The following is a 20,858-nucleotide window of genomic DNA, read 5'->3' on the forward strand; positions in this document are numbered from 1 at the left end:
GGAATGGACGGCGAACTCCGGCGACTCCCAGTCGATATCGACATACGGGTCGAAGTGCCGGTTCACCGAACCGTCGGACAGGTTGCGCAGGATCTCGTGGTACTCGGGATCGGTCGCGGTGTTCTTGAGCGTGGTGGACAGCATCAGCGGTGTCTCCTTCGGGGTGGCCCAGCTCTCACTTTATATGGGACTCCGAGTCTCAGGCAACTGTGCGGGTCCGTGATTCGCTCTTTCCGTGCCCGTTACCTGCGCCGACGTACGATGGGGCATCGCAGAACATGTCGGACGGTTGACCAGTCAGCCAGCTCCCTGGCTGTCAGTGAACGGTGCGCCCGCGCCGGTCGGGCACCGAGAGAGCGAGGACCGACGATGACCCTGACTCCCGCCAAAGCCGTGTGGCCGACCCTGCGGGTCGACTCCTGGAGCGACACCCGCGACACCCTGCACATGTGGACCCAGATCATCGGCAAGCTGAAGATGGCGGGCACGCCGCTGGTGAACCACTGGTGGAACGTCACCTTCGCGGTTTCCGCGCGCGGACTCGCGACCGGCGCGATCCCCGTCGACGGCCGCCTGCTCGACATCGAATTCGACTTCGTCGACCACGAACTCGTCCTGCGCACCAGCGACGGCCGCCGCGCCATGATCGCGCTGCGCCCGCGCACCGTCGCCGACTTCTACGCCGAGCTGGGCCATGTCCTCGGCCGGCTCGACATCGTCGTCGACATCGAGGCCTCACCCAACGAGGTCGACCCCGCGATCCCGTTCGCCGAGGACACCACCCATCACTCCTACGACGGCGACGCCGTGCACCTGTTCTGGCAGCAGCTGGTCCAGGCCGAGCGGGTCTTCCAGCTCTGGCGCGCCGGCTTCGCCGGGAAAACCAGTCCGGTGCACGTGTTCTGGGGTTCCCTGGACCTGGCCTGCACCCGCTTCTCCGGCCGCACCGCGCCGCCGCACCCCGGCGGCGCGCCCAACTGCGCCGACTGGGTCATGGAGGAGGCCTACTCCCGCGAGTGCGCCAGCGCCGGCTTCTGGGCGGGCGGCAACGAGGGCACCTTCTACGCCTATGCCTACCCGGCGCCCGACGGCTACTCCACCAAGCCCGCGGGCCCCGACGGCGCCGAATGGGATTCCACCCTGGGCGAATTCGTCCTCCCGTACGACGTCGTCCGCAAGTCCGACGACCCCGACGCCACCCTCCTGCACTTCCTCGACACCACCTACGCCGCCGCCGCCGACCTCGCCCACTGGGACCGCAAACTCCTCGACGTCGACCCCCACCGCCTCGACCGCCGCCTGCACCTCGACGACCAGACAGCCCTCTGAGCGGGGAGCGGATCGGGTCTCGACGGGGCAGGCTCAGCAGCGCCGCTGCCACCAGGGACTATCCGGCGCGGCGGTCGGATCGGGGTGCGTGCGGGAGAGGAAACGCTCGTCGAGCGGGCGGACGAGAACGCGGAGTTCCCGTGCCGCCGCGCGGGGCAGCGCGCACAAGGCCTGCTCGAGGACTTCTCGTGAATTGTTCACCGCGGGACAACATTCCGGTACACCACACCCTGGCCCGCGACTGAGCTCGAGCAACCACCGCCGTGGCCCGTGCACCCTGGCAACCCAACTCGTCAACGCTTCGTCGACCGCGCCCGGCCACCACCGGGCATCCTCGAACTGCGCGATTTCGTGCTGCGTCCGCGCGGAAACCCCGGCGACGACACGTCTGTTCCTGATTGGAGAGATCGGCGGATGCGCCAGTGGTACGGCCCGCATCCGGCCCGGCGGCCTACGCGCCATCGGCCTTTCGGCAAAGAGAAGTCATCGTCAGATCATCCCAAGACGGAGATGTCCGGTCAACCAGGGCTGAAGGGTTCGGCGACTGCTCGGGGTTGATGTCCGGTTCGGCTGATCCACACGGCCCCGCGGCGTTGGTCGATCCGTCTTCAGGCCGTCCACACGCGATAGGTGGCGTCGGCGATCTTGCCCCAGCCGAGTCCGGTCAGCCCGGCGATGATGTCGAAGGTGAAGTCCTCGTCGATGGCGGCTTCGAGCCGGGCTTCGTCGGGCAGTACCTCGCCGGATTCGTCGGCGAGCTCGCCGGCGGAGTAGATAATTCGCCGAATCGGCTGACCGCCGGAGTACCAAGTGAATCCGTAGACGTCCGACACGCTGTGGGCGACATAGGCCAGTGCGCGGCGAGTTTCCGCGAGCGCGAGGACCACGTCGTCGTCGAAGGTCACCAGGATGTGCGGATCCAGAATCGACGTCCAGCCGTCCACCTCGGCGACCGCGTAGTCGACCGGACGCGAGAACGCCTGCGCCAGATCGACGGTCTCGCCGCTACCGCCGGGGTGCCCCGGCAACCGCGTCGGATCGACCGCCCCTTCGACGAGCAGTCCGTTCGCTGTCCAGCCCATGCCACCCTCGCTTCTGCCTGCCCCGCGGCACGCGACGGTGTCACCTTAGTCAGCCGCCCCGACAACTTCCCGCAACGCGAAACCGGTGCGAGTCATCGCGGCTCGCACCGGTTTCGCGCCGTCTACCAGCTCACTTGAGCTCGGCGCTGGTCTTTCCGAGCACGCGGCGAGCCACGATCAGCTGCTGGATCTGCTGGGTGCCTTCGAAGATGTCGAGGATCTTCGAGTCGCGGCCCCACTTCTCCAGGAGCAGGCGCTGGGAGTAGCCAAGGGTGCCCGCCAGTTCGACGGCCTTGAGGGTGACGTCGGTGCCGGTGCGGCCCGCCTTGGCCTTGGACATGGAAGCCTCGAGCGAGTTCGGCTTCTTGTTGTCGGCCATCCACGCCGCGCGCAGCGAGAGCAGATAGGCCGACTCGTAATCGGCTTCCAGGCGCAGGAATTCGGCGGCGGCGGCGTGCTGATTGATCGCGGGGGTGTCGTAGGAGATCTCGACACCGGCCTCGGTGAGGATGGTGCGCAGTTCCTCGAGCGCGGCGCGGGCGACACCGACGGCCATCGCGGCCACCAGCGGACGGGTGTTGTCGAAGGTCTGCATGACCCCGGCAAAGCCCTTCTCCACGTTGACTTCCGGCGAGCCGAGGATGTTGTCGGCCGGGATGCGGCAGTCCTGCAGCAGCAGCACCGCGGTGTCGGAGGCCTTGATGCCGAGCTTGTGCTCGAGCCGCGCCACCGACAGGCCCGGAGCGTCGCGCGGGACGACGAAGGACTTGATCGCCGCGCGACCCAGGCTCTTGTCGACCGAGGCCCACACCACGATGTGGGTGGCGCGCTGACCACAGGTGACGAAGATCTTCTCGCCGTTGAGCACCCACTCGTCACCGTCGAGGACGGCGGTGGTGGTGACGGCGGCGGAGTCGGAACCGAAGGACGGCTCGGTGATGGCCATCGCGGCCCACACCTTGCCGAAGCGCTCCAGCTGTTCGTCGGTGGCGACCGCGGCGATCGCGGCGTTGCCCAGACCCTGGTAGGGGATGGTCAGCATCAGGCCGACATCGCCCCACGACGTCTCCAGCGCGTTGAGCAGCGCGGACATGTTGCCGCCGTTGGCGTTGGCGACCACGTCGGCGTCGGCCTCGTCACCGCGACCGCCGGCGGCGCCACCGATCTTCTGGGTGCCGGAGTCCGACAGGCCCTCGATCATGGCGGCCATGGTGTCGAGCTCGACCGGGTACTCGTGCTCGGCGAGGTCGTACTTGCGGGAGATGGGACGGAAGATCTGGGAGGCGACCTGGTGGGCCTGGTTGGCGCTCGCCTTCAGCTTCTTGGGGAGTTCGAGATTGATCATGGAATTCTCCTGGGTATCGAAGACGGACCGACTAGACCAGCACCACGCCCTCGGCAACGCCGACGGCTCGCAGGTCGCGGTACCACCGCTCGACCGGGTGTTCCTTGGTGAAGCCGTGACCGCCGAGCAGCTGCACGCCGTCCAGGCCGATCTGCATGCCCTTGTCGGTGGCCAGCTTGCGCGCCAGCGCCGCCTCGCGGGCGAACGACAGACCCTGCTCCGCGCGCGAGGCGCCACGCAGGGTCACCAGCCGCAGACCGTCGAGCTCGATGGCCATGTTGGCGACCATGAACGCGACCGCCTGACGGTGCGAGATCGGCTCACCGAACGCTTCGCGCTCGTTCACGTAGGGGATCACGTAGTCCAGCACGGCCTGGCCGGTGCCGATCGCCAGCGACGACCAACCCAGGCGAGCCAGCTGCACCGCGTCGGCGTACTCCTCGGCGCGCGCCTTGGCGTCGCCGTCGCCGAGCACGGCGTCGGCGCCGACGGCCACGTTGTCGAGCACCAGGCGACCCAGGCCCGCGGCGCGCAGACCCATGCTCGGGTCGGCCTCGACGGACAGTCCGGCGGTGTCGGACTCGACGATGAACAGCGCGGGGCGCCCGTCGAGCTCGGCGGCCACGATGAACAGTTCGGCATCGGCGGCGGCCGGGACCAGGCTCTTCACGCCGGAGAGGCGGAAGCCGCTGGGGGAGCGGGTGGCCTTGGTCTGCAGGGCGAACGGGTCGAACAGCGCGCGCGGCTCGTTGATCACCACGGACGCCTGCGGCACGTTCTCGCCGGTGAAGGCGGGCAGATAGGTCTGCTGCTGGGCGTCGGTGCCCCACTGGGACAGCGCGACGGCCACGCCGCTGGGCGCCAGGATCGGCAGCGCCAGACCCATGTCGCCGTGCGCGAGGGCCTCGGCCACCAGGGCGTTGGTGACGGCGCCACGCTCGCTGGCCGCGCCTTCGAGCTCCTCGGGCACGTTGATCAGGGTGATGCCGAGTTCGGCGGCGCGCTCGAGCAGATCGCGCGGCGCCTTGGCCGCGTTGTCGGCCTCGTAGGCGGCCGGGCGCAGGATCTCACCGGCGAAGTCCTTCACCGTCTCGACGATCATCTGCTGCTCGTCGGAGGGGGTGAGGTCGAAGTAGTCCTTCGTCTTGGCCTCGTTGTCGGGCAGCCGCTTGGGCTGGCCGCCGCCGGTGACCTTGGCGAAGGTCCGGGTCGCCGCGCCCAGGGTGCGGAACCCGGTCTTGGTGCCCTCGTAGGTGACGCGTTCGATGGGCTTGCGCAGGTTGTACTTCTCGGCGAGCTCCGACCCGGTAATGGTCGTCAAAGCGCGCATGGCGGCGCCCATCCAGTCCCGCTTGGGCTGGCTGAGGCCGACCGCGGACGTGTCGTTCGGACGTCGCTTCGTCGCGCTGTCTCGAGTGCTCATCATCACCTGATTTCCTCGGCTGTCGGGGCGCTGTGGACCCCAGCTATCTTACTCCTCGGTAAGACTATCTTACTCTGGAGTAAGAAGCTCGTCGATGTCCGCGAAATCGGGGATTTCGTGTCAGTCTGGACGAGTGACCGTGATCGCGTCGGTTTTCGCCCTTGTTCTGTTGATCACCACGACGCGCTACGGCTACCACCGTGACGAGATGTACTTCCTGGCGGCGGGCCGCCGGCTGGACTGGGGATATCCCGATCAGCCCCCGCTGACACCCGCGCTCGCCCGGCTCATGGCCACGATCGACCCCGATGCGCTGTGGGTATTGCGGCTGCCAGCGGTGGCCGCCGCGACCTTCGTCGTGGTCTGCGCCGGGCTCATGGCGAAAGAACTGGGCGGCGGACGCGGCGCGCGGGCGCTGGCGGCCGCCGCGGTGGCGAGCGCGGCCATGGTGCAGGCGGCCGGGCATCTGTTCGGAACCACGGTGTTCGACCTGGCGGGCTGGTCGCTGATCTGCCTGCTGGTGCTGAAGCTGGTGCGCGGAGCCGATCCGCGATGGTGGCTCGCGGTCGGCGCGGTGACCGGGCTCGCGGTGCAGAACAAGGTGCTGATCGCCGTGCCCGTCGGTGCGCTCGCCACCGCGCTGCTGCTGACCGGTCGGCGAAGAGTCTTCGCCACCGGGTATTTCGCGGTCGCGCTCGGGATCTCGGCGGTGCTCGCGGCGCCGTATCTGTGGTGGCAGGCCGACAACGGCTGGCCGCAGTGGGCGTTGAGCCGGGCGATCGCGGGTGGGTCGTCGGGGACCTCGGATTCGCCGATCATGTTCGTGCTCTTGCAGTTCGGGCTGTTCGGCCCGCTGCTGGTGCCGCTGTGGGGATACGGACTGTGGCGGCTGTGGCGCTCGCGGTATCAGGCGTTCGCGCTCGCCTACGGCCTGCTGTTCGTGCTGTTCCTGGTGGCGGGTGGCAAGGCGTACTACCTCGGTGGGATGTATCCGGTGCTGCTCGCCGCCGGTTCGGTCGGGCTCGCCACGGTGCTCGGGGACTCGCGAAAGCGCTGGGGGGCAGTGGGTTCGGTGGTCGCGGTGAACGCGGTGCTGTCGGCGGTGCTGTTCCTGCCGGTGCTTCCGGTCGCGCAGCTGCCGGAGTCGCCGGTGCTCGCGGTGAACTACGACGCGGGGGAGACCGTCGGCTGGTCCGGTTATGTCGCGCAGATCGCGGCCGCCCGGCCACCGGGGGCCGCCGTGCTCACCGCGAACTACGGCGAAGCGGGTGCCATCGAACGCTACGGCGCCGAATACGGTCTGCCGACACCGTATTCGGGTCACAACGCCTACTGGTGGTGGGGCCCGCCGCCGGACACCGCGACCACGGTGCTCACCGTCGGCATCGAGCGCGACCGGCTCGACGGCCTGTGCGCGGTCGTCGAACCGGCGGGCGTGCTCGACAACGGACTCGGCCTCGACAACGACGAGCAGGGCGCACCGCTGTTCGCCTGCCGCGAGCCGGTGCGGCCGTGGTCGCAGGTGTGGCCGCGGCTGCGCGCCCTCGGCTGACCGCGGACTACCGACCGTGTCGCGTCAGGAACTCCAGCAGCACCTTGCGCCATTCGTCGGGCTGCTCGGCCATCACCACATGACCCGCGTCGATCTCGGTGTACTCGGCATCGGGAATCGCGGCCGCCAGGGCACGGGAATTGGCCGGGTCGACGAGGAGATCGGCGGTGGTGTTCACGATCAGCGTCGGCACGGTGATGCCCGCCAGGTCCGCGGTGGTGTCGACGGTCTCGATGAGCGCGGCCTGCTGCCTGGTCCCGCCCGGGATCGAGGCGGCGGTCTGGGCGACCAGCTCGTCGACCGCGGCCGCGGGCAGCGCGTTGACGAACTCCGGCGAGAACCCGGTCAGCAGGACCAGCCGGGCGAAGCTGTCGGAGGCGTCGCGCGCGAGCAGCTCCTGCCAGGCCCGCACGGCCAGCCGGGCGCGGTTGTCCGGGGCGGCGAACCCGGCGGTGAGGATCAGGCCGGTGACCCGCTGCGGATGCCGGGCGGCCGCGCGCACGGCGACGGCGGTGCCGAGGGAGAAACCGATGACGGTGAAGGTCGGCACGCCCGCCTCGACCGCGGCCGCCACCAGTGCGTCGGCGAGGGCATCGAGGTCGAGCGGGGTGTCGTCGTCGGGATAGTCGGAGGCGACCACCGTGTGCTCGGCGGCCAGGTCGGCGAGCACGACGCCGAAGTTGCTCGCGATCGCGCCACCGGCGCCGTGGGCGAGCACGAGACCGGGGCCGGAGCCGTGGACGGTGGTCCGCAGGGGAATCGTTGTCATGCGCCGGAGGTTAGGGATTCACATGGGTGTGAAGGTCAAGGCGAACGTGCGGGCGATCACATGCTGATCGGCGAGCTCGCGCACCGGACCGGGGTCAGCACGCGGCTGCTGCGCTACTACGAGGAGCAGTCGCTGCTGCATCCGCACCGCGACCCGAACGGCTATCGCAGCTATCCGGAATCGGCGGTGGCGGCCGTGGCGAAGATCCGCGAGCTGCTCGCGGCAGGCCTCACCACCGAGGACATCGCTCAGCTGATGCCGTGCGCCGAACCGGACGGACCGGTGCAGGCATGCGAGATGTCGGTGCGGATCATGTCCGAGCGCACCGCCGAGCTGGACCGGCGCATCGCCGATCTGGACCGCCAGCGCACCGAACTCACCGCGCAACTCGACGCCTCACTCGGCGCACAGACGCCGCTGGCGGGGACCCGATAACAGGTCCCCGCCGGCGCGGTGTCGGGACTACTCCCTGACGTAGAAGCGCAGGGTGAGATAGGCCGTCACGGCGGCGAACACGATGCCGATCGGGGCGATGGTCAGCGCGACCACGGCGATGTCGTCGCCGGTGATGCGCGGGAACACATTGCTGTCGAACAGCGGGCCCAGCGCGCGGTCGATCACCAGCGGCCGGGCGATGACCAGCCCGAGGATCGCCAGCACCGAGCCGACGAACGCGGCCGCCACCGCCTCCAAGAGGAACGGCAGCTGGGTATACCAGCGGGTCGCGCCGACCAGGCGCATGATGCCGACTTCCGTGCGCCGCGTGTACGCGGCGATCTGCACCATGTTCAGCACCAGCAGCATCGCCGCCAGCGCCATCACCAGCGCCAGACCGAACGCGGCATTGCGCAGGCCGTCGAACAGGCTGACCAGCCGGTCGACGAACTCCTTGTCGTTGGCGACGATCCGCACGCCCGGCCTGGTCGCGAAGCTGTCGTAGATGTGCTGGTACTGATCGGCGTCGGTCATCTTCACCCGCAGCGAGGCGGGCAGCGGTGAGTCGGCGATGTACTGCACCATCTCGGGCTGATCGGCGAACAGCTTCTTGGCCTCCTCGAGCGCGTCGGCGCGGTTGAGGAACTGCACGCTCTCCACGCCGGAGGTGCCCTTCAGATCCGCGAGCAGCGACTTGCACGGGTCGGCGGCGCAGTCCGGGTCGGTGTCGGAGACGGCGTCGTCGAGATAGAACCGCACCTCGAGCCTGCCGATGAAGAAGTTCTCGGTCTTGTCGGCCATCCGCACCGACAGCATGCCGCCGCCGAGCATCATCAGCGAGACCGCGGTGGTCAGGATCATCGCGATGGTCATCGTCAGGTTGCGGCGCAGACCGTCGGCGACCTCGGTGAACAGGAAACTCAGTCGCATTATCGCCCCACCCCGTAGACACCGGTCGCTTCGTCACGCACGAGTCTGCCGTGGTCGAGCTCCACCACCCGCCTGCGCATCGCGTCGACGATGTGGTTGTCGTGGGTGGCCATCAACACGGTCGTGCCGGTGCGGTTGATCCGTTCCAGCAGCGCCATGATGTCGGCGCTGGTGTCGGGGTCGAGGTTGCCGGTGGGCTCGTCGGCGAGCAGCACCAGCGGCCGGTTGACGAACGCGCGCGCGATCGCCACGCGCTGCTGCTCACCACCGGACAGCTCCGAGGGCAGCCGATTGCCCTTGCCGCCGAGCCCGACCATGTCGAGCACCTCGGGCACGGTGCGTTCGATGAACTGACGCCGCTTGCCGATCACCTCGAGCGCGAAGGCCACGTTCTGTTCCACGGTCTTCTGCTGGAGCAGCCGGAAATCCTGGAAGACGCAGCCGATCCGCTGGCGCAACTTGGGCACCTTGCGCCCCGGCAACCGGTCGACCCGGAAATCGGCCACCCGTATCTCGCCCGCGGTCGGCGACTCCTCCTTGAGCAGCAGTCGCATGAAGGTCGACTTCCCCGAACCGGACGGGCCGATGATGAAGACGAATTCGCCCTTGTCCACCTCGACGGAGACGTTGTCCAGCGCCGGCCGCGTCGAGGTCTTGTACGACTTGGTGACGTTGCGCATGGTGATCACGGGGAGCCAGTGTAGCCAGCGACCTCCCCGGTGACCGGGCCCCGACGGCCTCGGCGAGGCGTCGAGCAACCCTATGGCGTCTGATCGACCCAGGTGGGGACGGCGTTGAGGAGCGAGACCGGTCCGGTGCTGGTGGTGTCGGCGGGCTTGACGAACAGATAGACGACGAACGTGGACACCCAGGTGGCCATGAGGATCGCCGTCGACTTACGTGGTTTCACTGATTCCTTCCTTACGCAGGGCGGCCGCGACGCGCACGCGCAGCTCGCGCCCCACCTCGAATTGTTTGCCCGGCAATGTGCGGGCAACCATCCGGATGTTCATCTCGTCGAGCGAGAGATCTTCCACACCCATCACGGACGGTTCGTCGAGCAGCAGCGGCTTGAGGCGGCGGTCCTGGTAGGCCTTGGTGCACACCTCGTGCAGGATTTCGTTGATCTTGGTGATGTCGGCCTGCGCCGACACCGGCACGTCGATCGCGGCGCGTGCCCAGTCCTTGGACAGGTTGGTCACCTTCACGATCTGCCCGTTGGGGACGGTGATGACCTCGCCGTCGGAGTTGCGCAGCGTGGTGATGCGCAACGTCACGTCCTCCACGGTGCCCTCGGCCGCGTCGGCCGATCCGGTGACCGCGATCCGCACCACGTCACCGAAACCGTACTGACGCTCGGTGATCAGGAAGAACCCGGCCAGGATGTCCTGGACGATCCGCTGCGCGCCGAAACCCAGCGCCGCGCCGAGCACCGCCGCCGGCGCCACCAGACCCGTCACCGCGAAGCCGAGCCTGCGCAGCACCTCCATGCCGACCAGCACGTAGACGATGGTCAGCACCACCCAGGTGATCACCTGGGCCAGGGCGTGCCGGTGCTTGGCGGCCTCGGTGCGGACCAGCGCGTCGCTCGAGTGGAAGCCCGCGTCGATCTTGGTGGTCACCCGGTCGCGCACGAACGCCGCGAACCGGCCGAACAGCATCGCGCCGACCACCAGCAGGACGATCTCGAGCCCGCTGGACCGCAGCCACGCGGTGATCTCCGGTGCCGTGTTGATCGCCAGGACGCCGCTCATCGCCTCGCCCCGGCCGAGAGTCGACGGGGCTTGCGCTGGCACAGTTCCGGTTCGCTCGAACACACACCCGAAAGGTTACAGCGGGGTCACGGTGCCCGGTCAAACGCGAACAGCGTCACACCGGCCGAGCGAACAGGTGGCTACGCGTCGGCCTGTTCCCGCATGCGCCAACGGATTCCGGATTCGATGAAGCCGTCGATGTCGCCGTCGAGCACCGCCGAGGGGTTGTTCACCTCATAGTTGGTGCGCAGGTCCTTGACCATCTGGTACGGGTGCAGCACGTAGGAACGCATCTGGTTGCCCCACGAGGCGCCCTCGTTTGTCTTGAGCGCGTCCATCTGCGCGCGCTCCTCCTGGCGCTTGCGCTCGAGCAGCTTGGCCTGCAGCACGCGCATGGCCGAGATCTTGTTCTGCAGCTGCGACTTCTCGTTCTGACAGGTCACCACGATGCCGGTGGGGATGTGGGTCAGGCGCACCGCGGAGTCGGTGGTGTTGACGCTCTGCCCACCCGGGCCCGAGGAGCGGTACACGTCGACGCGGACCTCGCCCTCGGGGATCTCGATGTGGTCGGTGGTCTCGACCACCGGCAGCACCTCGACCTCGGCGAAGGAGGTCTGGCGACGGCCCTGGTTGTCGAACGGGCTGATCCGGACGAGCCGGTGCGTGCCCATCTCCACCGAGAGGGTGCCGTAGGCGTAGGGCGACTTCACCGCGAAGGTGGCGCTCTTGATGCCCGCCTCCTCGGCGTAGGAGGTGTCGTAGACCTCGACGACGTACTTGTGCCGCTCGGCCCAGCGGATGTACATGCGCATCAGCATCTGCGCCCAGTCCGCGGCGTCGACGCCACCGGCGCCGGAACGGATGTTGACCAGCGCGTCGCGCTTGTCGTACTCGCCCGAGAGCAGGGTGCGCACTTCCATCGCCTCGATGTCGACCCGCAGCGCGGCGCGCTCGTTGTCGGCGTCGGCGGTGGCTTCCTCGGCCGCGGCGCCCTCCTCGGACTCGGCCAGTTCGTAGAGCACCGGCAGGTCTTCGAGGCGCTGACGCAGTTCCTCCACGCGGCGCAGCTCGCTCTGGGCGTGCGACAGCTCGCTGGTCACCTGCTGGGCGTGGTCCTGGTTGTTCCACAGCTCGGGATCGGCCGCCTGGTGCTCGAGCTCGTCGATACGACGGCGTAGCTCCTCGACATCGAGGACCGACTCGACCGTCTTGAGCGTGGTGTCGAGTTCGGCGAGGTCGGCGATAACGTCAGGATGCACGATTCCCAAGGTTACCGGTCGGCTCCGACACCGTGAAACACGCGCACCCGCGCGGGTCAGCTCGCGATGGCGCGCAGGCCGCCAAGACGTCGCCCGAGCAGTCGATCCAGTGCCGTCGCGCTGGCCTCGTCGGCGGGCAGCAGGACATACAGCGACTGGTCGTCGTCGATGGACAGATCCAGCGATTCGTAGGCCAGCCGCAGCGTGCCCGCCTCGGGATGACTGATCCGGTTGATCCCGCCCGAGGGCGGCAGCCCCGGCAGCGCGGCCAGCCGGTCGGCGAACGGGGCGCCCGCGGTCACGGTCAGCTCGTCGACCAGCGCCGCCACCATCGGGTCGGCGCGGAACGGGCCCTGCTTGAGCGAGGCGACGAGCTTGTCGGCGGCCTCGTCCCAGTCCGGATACAGCTCGCGCGCGCCGGGATGGGTGAAGACGAACCGCGCGACATTGGCCGGTTCGCCCTGCTCGAACAGCCCGCTGGGCGCCATCAGCGTGCGGTAGCCGGCGGTGCAGGCCAGCACTTCGGTGAACCGGTTGGTGATCGCGGCGGGCGCAGGCTCGAGCTGGTCGAGGATCGCGCGAATCGTCGGCCGGACCGTGCGGTTCGGGCCGTTCTCGGCGGCGCCGCAGCTGAAACCGGACATGCCCTTGGTGAGCTGGTGCAGGTGCACCCGTTCGCGTGGGCTCAGCCGCAGCGTCTCGGCCAGCGCGGACAGCACCGGCGGCGAGGGGTGCCGGTCGCGACCCTGCTCGAGCCGGATCAGGTACTCCACGCTGACCCCCGCCAGCATCGCGACCTCCGCGCGGCGCAGCCCCGGCGTGCGCCTGCGCGGCCCGGCGGGCAGCCCGACCTCGGCGGGTGTGACGGCCTCGCGGCGGGTCCGCAGGAACAGACCGAGTTCGTTGTCGCTCACCCGATCGACGGTACCCATCCGCTGTCACGGTGTGCGCTGCAATCGGCCGGTAACCGGCCAGCGCGGCGCGCTGGTAGTCGCGTAGCCGGGTAGTGGCCGGAACACGAGTGCTGCCGGACTGCACCAAAGGACATTTTCCCCACGTGTTTCTCCTCTACCGGCCGAGCCGATCCGTTTGTTTCCCCTTTTCCCCGATGTCGAATGGGAGTTGGTACCGGCTCCCTGCTCGGTATCGAGGGAAGAGCGGGTATGGGCATGTCGGAGGTCTCCAGGGGTGCGTCGGCCGACACGCCGCTCGCCGCGCCGCGCAGTCGAAACGATCGTCCCGCGGCCTCCGATACGGCGGTGGTCCGCCCGGAATCCCTTGCAGCGCACACTAGTCGGAGGTACCGCGATATGACACCCGTGCACACCACTCCCACGTGGCTGGAACCGGGCTGGGAGAAGCAGCCGCTCGGTCGGATCACCAGAAGTACCGATGGCAGTCGCCGCAGCGCCGAGGCACGGTTCGGGCCGGATCGGGACTGGCTCGTGTGGTGGACCATGTACGCGGAGTTGCTTGGCCTCGCCAAGTATCAGGGGGTGAGCGGTCGGCGGACCGCCGCGACCGACCATGTGTTGGCGCAGATCGGTGCCGCAGAACGGTTTCTGCACGCGGAATTGCACGAGGAACTGCAAGCTCTGCCCGCCGTCGACCTCGGCCGGAAGCTGGTCGACGAGGTGCTGCTGCCTGCTATCGGTCGCGCTGAACGGGAATACGCCGACAGACCCGAGGCCTCTGCGCCGGAACGCATGACGATCCTCGCGTGGTATTACGCGCTTACTTCCAGGACCGCTGCCAGAGCCGGCAGCGAAGCGAAGAAGAGGCTCAAGAGCAAGCAGATGGACATGTCCAAGACGCTCACAGCGGCACGCTGGGAGAACGGCTTGCTGAACACCAGCGGGTTTCCACCCAAATCGCAAGCAGCGCTGCGGCATCTGACAGAGCTCCTCGATCAGCAGTTGCTGCCGCTGCGGCGCGAAACATCCGCCGCCGACGACCTGGAGGCATTGCTGCCCAAGACGCTGGCCAACAAGCTGCGCCGGGCCGAGCAACAGATGATCTCGTTCCGGGACGACAACAGCGACGAGCCGGCGGTACAGCACGGGATCAGCGAAACCGGCCGACTGGAACTTCTGCAAGGGCTGCTGCCATTGCTCGCGCGCCGGATGCTGCAGAAGAAATCGATCCTGCTGCTCGGCCCGACATCGAGCGGCAAGAGCTACGCGGGCCGGATCGCGGCCTCCTACTGCGCACATCGCAATCAGAAGGCGATCATTCTGATGCCGATCAAGGCCCTGGTCACCCAGGCGGTGCAGGACTGGAAGGACTGGCAGCAGGGCACCGGCCTCGAATGGAATGTGGTGCCGGGCTCTCGCGACTATCCCGACCATGACGATGCGCTGGTCCGTGGCGATTTCGACATCGCGGTGATGATCCCGGAGAAGCTGGCCGCGCTGCTCAGCCGCGGCATGCGCCTGGACAATGTCGGCGTCGTGGTCGCCGACGAACTCCAGATGCTGTCCGAGGACACCCGCGGAACCCGCCTGGAGATGCTGCTGACCAGACTGCGCCGCGCGCATTCCCGTATCCCGATCATCGCCTTGGCTGCCCAACTCGACGCCTCCTCTACCGAGCGGATCGCGAAATGGCTGGAGATCGACAGCGATGCGGTGATCCGTGCCACCGTGCGCCCGGTGCCGCTGGAGAAGATCGTGCGCAGCATGGACAAGGAAGAACGGGTGCTGCTGACCGACGACGTCACCACCGAACTGCGGCCGATCGCTGACGCGGGCGGTATGGACGCGACCCGCAAGCTGCGCACGATCAACCCGTATCAGAGCCGGGTGCTGACGCTGTGTCTGGACCTGCTGGCGGAACGGGACAACAGTGGCGAGTTCCGAAATCGCGGCATCCTGTGCTTCGTGCAGGCCCGCGACCATGCCGAGCGCTACGCCAAGATCATCCAGCAGGCCGCGACCAGCATCAAGGCACTCGGCCCGGTGCCGCCGGACCTTCCCTACCTCGGCCGGTTCCGCACCGGAATCGCCCGGTCGGATGCGGAGGACCGTTACCGCGAGTTCACCCGAATTCCGGACAGTCACGAGCGGGATCAGGTCATCGCGGCCCTCGGCACCGGCATCGGATTCCATACCGCCCGCCTCGACCCGTTTCTGCGCGAGGAGATGGAGTGGGGTTTCCGGGAGGGAAACATCCGGCTGCTCTTCGCCACCGACACCCTCAAACTCGGTATCAACCTTCCGGCAGACGTTGTGGTGGTGGCTTCCATCACCACCCCGAACAATGTCGGCACCAGCACCATCATCGACCGCAACGCGGTCGCGCAGCGGCTGGGACGAGCGGGCCGCCTCGGTATCACCCAGTACGCCGGTCGGGTGGGCGTGTCCCGACGGGGGCGCGGCTACCTGGTGATCCCCAACTCTCCGCCCAAGGACGGCGACTATGAGTTCGCGGCCGAAGACGAGGAACAACTGGCGCGGCACATCGAGCAGACCGGCGGGCTGGACACGGTCCGTCGCCGCGCACTGGCCGCGCTGGCCGACCGCGAAGCAGTGTTCGCGCACTACATCAAGTACAAGGAGCGCGGCCTGACCGTCACCTCCAGATTGGACGATGAAACCCTGGCCATCCTGCTCCTCGAGCATTCCAAGCGAGTGTTCAAGTCACAGCCGCGAACTGACCTGGAGGCGGAGGTGAACACCATGTACACCCTCTCTCTGAAGGCGCAGGAGCCGGGCGCCGCCGACCAGATCTCGCCCGGCAGCGTCGTGGACAAGCTGGTACAGACCCGGCTGCTGGAAGGAACCCGGCACGGTCAGGTGCGGATCACCGCGCTGGGACGTGCGATCGGACACAGCGGGCTGCCGTTGTCGGACGCGCCGTCCATCGAGCGGATGGCGCAGGCGCTGACCGAGGGCGCGGGACACCTGACGCTGCTCTTCGCGGCGACACAGACCCAGCATGTGGTGGACAGCACGACCTGGATCGCGGTACGCAGTGATCTGCCGCTCGAGGCCGAGTCCGAACAGAAGCGCGGAGTGATCCGGCTCGCGAGATGGCTGATGGACGGAGCCCCCGAAGCCGCGGACGTCACGCTGTCACCCGAGCTCTCGGCGCGTCTGCGACTACTGGTGCAGAACGAGGATCTGATCGGTGACGGTGCCATTGCGCGCAGGCTCTACGACCTGCTCGATCTGAGCAGGCCGGAACCCTCGCTCAGCGAGATCAACGCGTTGTTGCGCGCGACCGTGCTGCTGCTGTGGATGCGTGGCTGCCCCTTCCCGGTCATTGCCGAGTCGGTCAAAGCGACGGTCCAGCATCGGCCGGACAAGTCGTCCAAGTCGCCCTCGCCGAGCCCGCCGGTTCATCCCTCGGATGTCCGGGCTCTCGGCGAGAACACGAGCTATGTGTTCGATACGGTGTGCGACCTGGTCGGAGTGCTGCCCGAGAACAACCATTTCCGGATGTTCGAGCGCATGTCCGACGCCATCGCCTACGGTCTGCCGATCGAACTCGGCCCGCTCTCGCGCTTGAATCTGCGTGCGACACACCGTGATCGGCTGGTCCATCTGGTTCCGGCCGTTATCGCGAAGCGGCACGCCGACCTCACAGCACTGGTGCGCGGCAACATCCGGAATCCCCGGGCGGTCGCACCCTCCAAGCAGAAGCTGGACCAGTGGCAGAATCAGCTCTTCGAGCTGCCCGAGTTTACGAAGATCGTGAAGGAACTGCGCGCGCGGCAGGACAAAAGCATCCAGTTCGGCCGGACGATGGCCGGCGACATCGGTGAGCGCATGCTCGTGCAGCACTACACCTGCCAGGCGGTGGTCGATAACCTGACCAGCGGCGACGTCCGAACGGCACAGAGGTACCTGAAGCTGGTCTTCGAAGCCATGGGGCTCACCGTCACTCTGGAACACGCGAACCGGCTGCTGGTGCGCAGCAGCGAACCGACCGCTGAGCCGCTGGTCGTTCTGCTCGCCGAGACCGAGGTAACACTGACCGACGCGCGTACCTGGGCGCGTGCGGGGATGCTGGTGGTCGCCTGCCAGGGTGTCTCGCTCGACGTCGTCTCGGCTCCGCTGGTGGACGCGGTGCACCAGAGCGTGGTCGTCGAACCTTCCGTTCTGGTCGAGACCATGTACCGCATCATCGAACTCGAATCGGACACGGAGAGTCCGGTATTCGGCGAAGTCGACGATTTCGAAGCCGGTGGCGATCCACGGCTCTCCGAGGACGAGCTGCGCGCATTGCTCGAAGACGGCGACGGTGCGGTCCTGACCGAGGAGTCCTCGTACCGCTTCGAGCTCGGTGCGGTGCGGCAGCTGACCGGCGAGAAGATCCTGCACATCCTGCATTCGGCGCCGCCGTTGCTCAGCCGGACCGACGCGAGCAGGTTGCTCGACGGTGTCCGGATGCGGGTGGCCGAGAAGAGTTCCGAAGAACCGACGAGAGAATCGGGGTCGATGTGAGCAGCAAAGAGGTCGCGGTTTTCATCAGCGCGCGCCATTTCACCGGCATCGCACCAGGCGACCGAGATCCCGCGGAGGTGCTCGACCATATCGAGTCGGCCGCGGGGGCACTGATGCTGACCAGCGGCATCGCCCACCGTGTCGTCGTCGCGGACTGTGCTCAGCCCGACCAGCGGGCGATCGCCGAGCAGTTCTCGATCGACAGCGGATTCCGGGTCAGGCATTGTCCCGCTGCGGGCGCCGACCAGTCGATGGTGCTCAGCGCGGAAATTCTCGAGGCGCTGTCGAATGCGTGGGTGAAGACTTTCGTCGTCGGTGACGACCTGGTCCGGCAGTCGGCCACCGTCGACGTCCTGCAACGTCAACGCCGGTGGGTGATCGGGCTGGTCGGCGAATACCCGATCGCTCCGCGGCTCGCGGATATGACCTACACCATGCCGCTGGCTCGCCATCGACTGCTCGATGTGGTGACCACCATCATCGCCGAGCTGAACAACGGGAGCGAGGAACACACGGTCCAGGACATCCATCGCGAACTTCAGCGTCGGATCGCCGGATTCAGCGCCGCCGACTACGGTTTTCAGGGCACAGCCGATCTGGTCGCGACCGCCAAGGGGCTTACGCGACCGGCACCGAAACCACCGCGGACTCGGATGGTTTCGCCCACCCCGAAGCAGATCAAGAAGACCGCGCTGAAAGCCGGAAAGAAGTTCGATCCGCATGGCATCCTGCGCGCCGCGATCCTCGCACTGACACCGTTGTCCCCAGACGAGCTGGAGTCGATGGATGATGTCGGTGTCGGGTGCCGATTGCTGGACTTGCTCACTGGGCAGCCACACCTGCGCGACGCCCTTCGGGGCGGCGGAATGATCAATACGACGTTCGCGCACGGTGTGCGGCACCTGGTCGGCGACAAGACCTGGCGTCCACCCCAGTTCGACAGTTTCGTCGAGTACCTGCGGCAGTGCACAGACCGCCAGGGTGGGTGGATTCTGGCTTGCCTGCCGGAACGCCCGCAGCAGGGGATATTCCTGTTCACCGAGGAATTGCCTGACGGCTGGCAGTATTTCGCGCCCATCACCGCGAACGATCCGGCTCTTCCGAACGCTGAGCCCTCGGATGCCGGTCCGGTGATCCGGACCACCGAGGGTATCGGTGCTGAGCAGGCCGTGCACGAATTCCCCGGCTGATTCGCCGACGATTCGCTGGATTCCCCCAGTCAAAGGGTGCTTTCCCGGATTCCCTGCCATCAGATGGAACTGAGTGCGGAGCCTGTCTGCTTCGCGCCGAAGGGAACGACCACAACGGAGAGAGCGTGTACACCACAGGACCAGCGGCTTTCAAGACATTCGTACAGCGCTACGGCATTTCGGCAGCGATCGTGATCTATTACGGCATCGCCGAATTCGACTTCGGCCACGTGACACATCTGCCGTCCGTGCTGGATGTGCTCGTCGTGATGTTGACCGGACAATGCCTGTTCGGCTTCTACCAGATGCTGGTGATGCCCTGGGGCCGCCGCCGCATCGACGCGGTGGTGGACTACTTCGTCCGCCGGTGGGAGGAGCGGCGGCGCTACGCTCCCGGCACGCCACCCCGGCAGCACGACGCCTTCGACTTCTACGAGGCTCAGATGCGCTACGAGCAGCGCGACGGTGACCCGCTCGACGGCACCGGCGACGGACCCGACGCCCGGGAGTAGGTCGACGTCACGCCCTGTGCCCCCTCCGTTCCGACGGAGGGGGCACAGCTGTGTCCGGGGAAGCGGGGCTCACCCACTCGCGTAGGCCGGAGAGTGGCCGTGCCACTACCACTCTCAGCGTGGTCTCCCTGACAGCGTCGCGAACGGCGACGGTGGACACACCGGCCGATCGGGCCGAGCAGACGACAGAGGAGAACACGGTGTCCACACAGCCACTGAAGCTCGCGATCATCATCGGCAGCGTCCGCGAGGGCCGGTTCGGGCCGGTGGTCGCGCGCTGGTTCGCCCAGCAGGTCGACGACCGCTTCGACGTCGACATCATCGACCTGGCCGAGGCCGAGTTGCCCGCCGCGCTGCCGCCGGTGCCGCCCGCGGTGGACCCCGACATGCCGCGTCCGGCGGGAATGGCCGAGTTCACCGAACGGCTGGCCGCCGCCGACGCCTATGTCGTCGTCACGCCCGACTACAACCGCAGCTACCCGGCCGCGCTGAAGTCGGCCATCGACTGGCACTACACCCAGTGGGACGCCAAGACGATCGGCTTCGTCGGCTACAGCGGTGGCTCCGGCGGACTGCTGGCGATCGAGCACCTGCGCCAGGTGTTCAACGAGCTCAACGCCCACACCGTGCGCAACTACGTGTCCTTCCCGCGCTACTACCTGCTCTTCGACGAGGACGGGCGGCTGCGGGAGCCGCAGGAGTTCGAGGCCGCGGCGCAGGCGCTGCTCGATCAGGTGCACTGGTGGGCGAGCGCTCTGGTCGCGGCGCGGGCGGCGCAGGTCGCGGCCTGAGCGTGTGCTCGGCCCAGCGGTGGGGCCGCGCTGCGCACCCGGCGGCCACCGTGAGCACGCGTGCTCACGGCCGAGCGGCACGTCCGCGGGCCGCGGCGTCGGGAGCCGCCGCGCACCCAAATACACTGGCTGTGTGGCTGCCTACTCCGCTGACCTGGACCTTGCCCTCCGACTGGCCGACGAGGCCGACGCGATCTCGCGGGTGCGTTTCGGCGCCGTCGATCTGAAGGTCGACTCGAAGCCGGACCTGACGCCGGTCTCGGATGCCGACCTGGCGGTCGAGCAGGTCATCCGGCGCGTGCTCGCCGCCGAACGCCCCGACGACGCCGTGCTCGGCGAGGAATTCGGCGGCGACGCGGAGTTCACCGGCAGGCAGTGGGTGGTCGACCCGATCGACGGCACCAAGAACTTCGTTCGTGGCGTGCCGGTCTGGGCCAGCCTGATCGCGCTGCTCGTCGACGGTGTGCCGGTGGTCGGCGTGGTCAGCGCGCCCGCGCTGGGCAGGCGCTGGTGGGCGGCCGCGGGCTCGGGCGCGTGGGCGCAGGTGCACCCCGGCGCGCCGAAGCCGATCACCGTGTCGGCGGTGGGCGCTCTCGACTCGGCCAGTCTGGCCTTCTCCAGCCTGTCGGGCTGGCACGAGCGCGGGCTGCGGGAGCGATTCATCGATCTCACCGACGCGGTCTGGCGGGTTCGCGGCTACGGCGATTTCTTCAACTACTGCCTGGTCGCCGAGGGTGCGGTCGACATCGCCACCGAGCCGGAGGTGTCGCTGTGGGACCTGGCCGCGCTCGACATCCTGGTCCGTGAGGCAGGTGGCGCGTTCACCTCCCTGGACGGCCGATCCGGTCCGCACGGCGGCGACGCGGTGGCCAGCAACGGCCTGCTCCAGGACGAGGTCCTCGCCCGTTTGCGCGGCTGATCGGGGTTATCCACATGTGAGCGGGGGCCGGTGAACCACGTCGTCGGGCCCGGCGGACGGGCTGCGGTCCCGGCCCACGCTCGTAGGATGGCCCGGTGAGCAATTCCGGCGCCACGGCCCC

The 20,858-nt window shown here is 68.0% G+C and carries 20 protein-coding genes; 8 read left to right on the top strand and 12 right to left on the bottom strand.

Going from position 1 to position 20,858, the window contains the following annotated elements; genetic code table 11:
• Nucleotides 1-144, bottom strand: a 144-nt coding sequence (locus tag V8688_RS09045) for a diiron oxygenase (RefSeq protein WP_342800632.1), incomplete at its 3' end; no start/stop codon positions are given.
• A gap of 225 nt (nucleotides 145-369) precedes the next feature.
• On the opposite strand from V8688_RS09045, the gene V8688_RS09050 reads away from it, so the two are divergent.
• Nucleotides 370-1,329, top strand: a complete 960-nt coding sequence (locus V8688_RS09050) for a DUF5996 family protein (protein WP_218717639.1) — start codon at nucleotides 370-372, stop codon at nucleotides 1,327-1,329.
• Between the two features lie 33 nt (nucleotides 1,330-1,362).
• Here the strand turns inward: V8688_RS09050 and V8688_RS09055 are convergent, their stop codons facing one another.
• From V8688_RS09055 to V8688_RS09070, 4 genes are all read right to left on the bottom strand, one after another.
• On the bottom strand, nucleotides 1,363-1,530 hold the full coding sequence (locus V8688_RS09055; protein ID WP_218717638.1) for a hypothetical protein: 168 nt from the start codon (nucleotides 1,528-1,530) through the stop codon (nucleotides 1,363-1,365).
• Between the two features lie 407 nt (nucleotides 1,531-1,937).
• Nucleotides 1,938-2,411, bottom strand: a complete 474-nt coding sequence (locus V8688_RS09060) for a hypothetical protein (protein ID WP_218717637.1) — start codon at nucleotides 2,409-2,411, stop codon at nucleotides 1,938-1,940.
• Between the two features lie 130 nt (nucleotides 2,412-2,541).
• Entirely contained in the window at nucleotides 2,542-3,756 is a 1,215-nt protein-coding gene (locus V8688_RS09065; RefSeq protein WP_218717636.1) for an acyl-CoA dehydrogenase family protein, read from the bottom strand.
• 31 nt (nucleotides 3,757-3,787) lie between these two features.
• A complete protein-coding gene (locus V8688_RS09070) occupies nucleotides 3,788-5,182 on the bottom strand; it encodes an acyl-CoA dehydrogenase family protein (RefSeq protein ID WP_218717635.1) in 1,395 nt (464 codons plus the stop codon).
• 130 nt (nucleotides 5,183-5,312) lie between these two features.
• On the opposite strand from V8688_RS09070, the gene V8688_RS09075 reads away from it, so the two are divergent.
• The gene (locus V8688_RS09075; protein ID WP_342800601.1) at nucleotides 5,313-6,731 is read left to right on the top strand and encodes a glycosyltransferase family 39 protein; all 1,419 of its coding nucleotides are present in this window, start codon (nucleotides 5,313-5,315) and stop codon (nucleotides 6,729-6,731) included.
• 7 nt (nucleotides 6,732-6,738) lie between these two features.
• Here V8688_RS09075 and V8688_RS09080 read toward each other — a convergent pair whose 3' ends face one another.
• Nucleotides 6,739-7,500 (bottom strand): alpha/beta hydrolase, encoded by a 762-nt coding sequence (locus tag V8688_RS09080; RefSeq protein WP_316575809.1) that lies wholly within the window; start codon nucleotides 7,498-7,500, stop codon nucleotides 6,739-6,741.
• Nucleotides 7,501-7,560: 60 nt separating this feature from the next.
• Here V8688_RS09080 and V8688_RS09085 point away from each other — a divergent pair, with 60 nt between their 5' ends.
• Nucleotides 7,561-7,935 (top strand): MerR family transcriptional regulator, encoded by a 375-nt coding sequence (locus V8688_RS09085; protein ID WP_342800602.1) that lies wholly within the window; start codon nucleotides 7,561-7,563, stop codon nucleotides 7,933-7,935.
• Between the two features lie 27 nt (nucleotides 7,936-7,962).
• On the opposite strand, the gene ftsX is transcribed toward V8688_RS09085, so the two are convergent.
• From ftsX to V8688_RS09115, 6 genes are all read right to left on the bottom strand, one after another.
• Nucleotides 7,963-8,865 (bottom strand): permease-like cell division protein FtsX, encoded by a 903-nt coding sequence (ftsX, locus tag V8688_RS09090; protein WP_218717631.1) that lies wholly within the window; start codon nucleotides 8,863-8,865, stop codon nucleotides 7,963-7,965.
• The gene (ftsE, locus tag V8688_RS09095; RefSeq protein WP_218717630.1) at nucleotides 8,865-9,554 is read right to left on the bottom strand and encodes a cell division ATP-binding protein FtsE; all 690 of its coding nucleotides are present in this window, start codon (nucleotides 9,552-9,554) and stop codon (nucleotides 8,865-8,867) included. Before ftsE ends, ftsX begins: the two co-directional genes overlap by 1 nt.
• 71 nt (nucleotides 9,555-9,625) lie before the next feature.
• Nucleotides 9,626-9,775: a hypothetical protein gene (locus V8688_RS09100; protein ID WP_218717629.1), complete on the bottom strand. Its 150-nt coding sequence runs from the start codon at nucleotides 9,773-9,775 to the stop codon at nucleotides 9,626-9,628.
• On the bottom strand, nucleotides 9,762-10,619 hold the full coding sequence (locus tag V8688_RS09105; RefSeq protein ID WP_218717628.1) for a mechanosensitive ion channel family protein: 858 nt from the start codon (nucleotides 10,617-10,619) through the stop codon (nucleotides 9,762-9,764). Before V8688_RS09105 ends, V8688_RS09100 begins: the two co-directional genes overlap by 14 nt.
• A 140-nt stretch (nucleotides 10,620-10,759) precedes the next feature.
• Entirely contained in the window at nucleotides 10,760-11,878 is a 1,119-nt protein-coding gene (prfB, locus tag V8688_RS09110; protein WP_342800603.1) for a peptide chain release factor 2, read from the bottom strand.
• 56 nt (nucleotides 11,879-11,934) lie between these two features.
• Nucleotides 11,935-12,792: a helix-turn-helix transcriptional regulator gene (locus V8688_RS09115; RefSeq protein WP_342800604.1), complete on the bottom strand. Its 858-nt coding sequence runs from the start codon at nucleotides 12,790-12,792 to the stop codon at nucleotides 11,935-11,937.
• A 396-nt stretch (nucleotides 12,793-13,188) separates the two neighbouring features.
• Between V8688_RS09115 and V8688_RS09120 the strand changes: the two genes are divergently transcribed.
• The 5 genes from V8688_RS09120 (at nucleotide 13,189) to hisN (ending at nucleotide 20,737) form a co-directional block, all read left to right on the top strand.
• Nucleotides 13,189-17,325 carry a DEAD/DEAH box helicase gene (locus V8688_RS09120; RefSeq protein ID WP_342800605.1) on the top strand — a complete coding sequence of 1,379 codons (4,137 nt, stop codon included), beginning with the start codon at nucleotides 13,189-13,191 and terminating at the stop codon, nucleotides 17,323-17,325.
• A complete protein-coding gene (locus V8688_RS09125) occupies nucleotides 17,322-18,515 on the top strand; it encodes a hypothetical protein (RefSeq protein WP_342800606.1) in 1,194 nt (397 codons plus the stop codon). Before V8688_RS09120 ends, V8688_RS09125 begins: the two co-directional genes overlap by 4 nt.
• Nucleotides 18,516-18,640: 125 nt before the next feature.
• The gene (locus V8688_RS09130; RefSeq protein ID WP_342800607.1) at nucleotides 18,641-19,027 is read left to right on the top strand and encodes a hypothetical protein; all 387 of its coding nucleotides are present in this window, start codon (nucleotides 18,641-18,643) and stop codon (nucleotides 19,025-19,027) included.
• 200 nt (nucleotides 19,028-19,227) lie between these two features.
• On the top strand, nucleotides 19,228-19,818 hold the full coding sequence (locus tag V8688_RS09135; RefSeq protein ID WP_218717625.1) for an NAD(P)H-dependent oxidoreductase: 591 nt from the start codon (nucleotides 19,228-19,230) through the stop codon (nucleotides 19,816-19,818).
• Between the two features lie 133 nt (nucleotides 19,819-19,951).
• Nucleotides 19,952-20,737 (top strand): histidinol-phosphatase, encoded by a 786-nt coding sequence (gene hisN / locus V8688_RS09140; protein WP_342800608.1) that lies wholly within the window; start codon nucleotides 19,952-19,954, stop codon nucleotides 20,735-20,737.
• Nucleotides 20,738-20,858: the final 121 nt, after the last annotated feature.

It is taken from the genome of Nocardia sp. No.11 (genome assembly GCF_038752175.1).
GTDB classification, from domain to species: domain Bacteria; phylum Actinomycetota; class Actinomycetes; order Mycobacteriales; family Mycobacteriaceae; genus Nocardia; species Nocardia canadensis.